We start from the raw sequence: 1,799 nt of genomic DNA on the forward strand, positions 1-1,799 counted from the left end.
TGGCGAGACCGTGCCCGTGCATGTGGGCCCGATGGGCCTGATGCTCGGCGAGAATGCCGGCAAGCAGGCACAGCGCGCCATGGCTGCCTAAGGCGAGCCCACGTGAGGGCTCCGCGCGAGCGGAGCCTTCAGAAACACCTCAATCTCAGAAACTCAACCGGTAAGTGCAGCTCTGGAGAAGGTGTCCGTGAGCGACAATCCTTACAACGTACTTGGTGTCAGCCCGAGCGCGTCCGCTGAGGAGATTCAGAGCGCGTTTCGGAAACTCGCCAAGAAGCATCATCCTGATCTAAATCCGGGCAATCAGAGGGCGGGGGAGCAGTTCGCACGGATCTCTGCTGCCTACGACATCCTTGGCGATCCAGATAAACGGGCTCGCTTTGATCGTGGTGAGATCGACGCTTCTGGGACCGAAAAACCCGCGCAGCGCTTCTACCGCGACTTCGCTGCAGCCGGCGATGATCATCCCTATGCCTCAACGGCAGGATTTGAGGATTTTGCTGGTGGAGACGACATTCTCGCTGAGCTTCTACGCAGAGGACGCCGAACAACCGTTCGGATGCGCGGAGCAGACGTGCATCTCCGGCTCAACCTCGACTTTCTCGAGGCCGTGAATGGCGCAACCAAGCGCGTCATCCTCCCCGACGGGGAGGCGCTGGATTTCACGGTGCCGGCTGGTTCGAGGGATGGGCAGATGTTGCGGCTGCGGGGTAAGGGCGAGTCCGGCCTCGGGGGCGCTCCAGCTGGCGACGCTCTGGTCGAGTTGCAGGTACGGCCCCACCGCCAATTCAAACGCGATGGAGACGATATCCGGCTCGAACTGCCCATTTCTTTGACCGAGGCGGTACTGGGTGCGCAGATCACGGTGCCGACACCGACAGGTCCCGTGACGATGACGATCCCGAAGCGCTCAAACAGCGGCAAGGTGCTCCGCTTGCGGGGGAAGGGAGTACCCCGTCCGGATCACAGCCGAGGCGATATGTACGTCGAGCTGAAGGTTGTCCTACCGGAGAGCGACCCACAACTTGAGGAATTCGTCGAAAGCTGGAGCGCTGGGCGGTCCCACAATCCACGTCAGAATATGGAAGTCTAAGCCATGACGCCGGATGACTTCTGCATTCGCCTCGGAATTGAGCGCACGACTCTGCAGCTGTGGCTCGACGAAGGTTGGCTCGTGCCACAGCATACGGACGAGGATTTTGGTTTATCTGAGATGGACCTAGCGCGCGCTCGACTAGTTCAGCATCTCGGTGCTAGGGCCGGTGTCAACGCCGAGGGCATTAGCATCGTGCTCGACTTAGTCGACCAAATCCACGGGCTGCGCTCAATGCTTCGCCGAGTGTTGAGAACCCCTATGGAGGGTTCATAGAAGCTCAAGGAACCAGAGGCGGCTTAACGTATGGGAAATCGGTGCTACGCGCATAGGCAGCCTACACTTGGGTTTTGAGATGCCATAGGCTAACTCATCCTGGATGAGAGGGCATCCTCAAGACCCGCCGGCAAATGCGCGTTAGAAGCAACCGGAACTCACCATCCGTTCAGCCTGAGCAACTACGCATGATCGCACCTCACCCGCCCAACGAACTCAGAGATCATTTTCTGTAGTGAGCAGCTCAGGCCGAATTCCGTCGTCGCACGGCGCTTGCCGCCGAAGGCGCACACCCGGACCTTCCTCGACGACCATGCAATCTTCCAGAAAGATGACCCCACCTGCCTCGAGCGCCCTTGCAAGCGCATCAAGCTGATGAGCAGATCCTGCTTCTTCAGCAGATTCGATGTCAGCAAGGACGCTGATTTAG

General features: G+C 59.3%; 3 protein-coding genes. 2 read left to right on the top strand and 1 reads right to left on the bottom strand.

The genetic code is table 11. The features are described 5' to 3' along the window. Positions 1–187: 187 nt before the first annotated feature. Together MOX02_RS30385 and MOX02_RS30390 are read left to right on the top strand one after the other, a co-directional pair. Positions 188–1,093: a DnaJ C-terminal domain-containing protein gene (locus tag MOX02_RS30385; protein WP_147029474.1), complete on the top strand. Its 906-nt coding sequence runs from the start codon at positions 188–190 to the stop codon at positions 1,091–1,093. 3 nt (positions 1,094–1,096) lie between these two features. Continuing rightward, positions 1,097–1,369, top strand: a complete 273-nt coding sequence (locus tag MOX02_RS30390; protein WP_147029475.1) for a chaperone modulator CbpM — start codon at positions 1,097–1,099, stop codon at positions 1,367–1,369. 182 nt (positions 1,370–1,551) lie between these two features. Here the strand turns inward: MOX02_RS30390 and MOX02_RS31975 are convergent. Then, the coding region (locus MOX02_RS31975; RefSeq protein WP_210250429.1) for a hypothetical protein at positions 1,552–1,799 on the bottom strand (248 nt) is incomplete at its 5' end.

The organism is Methylobacterium oxalidis (genome assembly GCF_007992195.1).
Lineage (GTDB): Bacteria > Pseudomonadota > Alphaproteobacteria > Rhizobiales > Beijerinckiaceae > Methylobacterium > Methylobacterium oxalidis.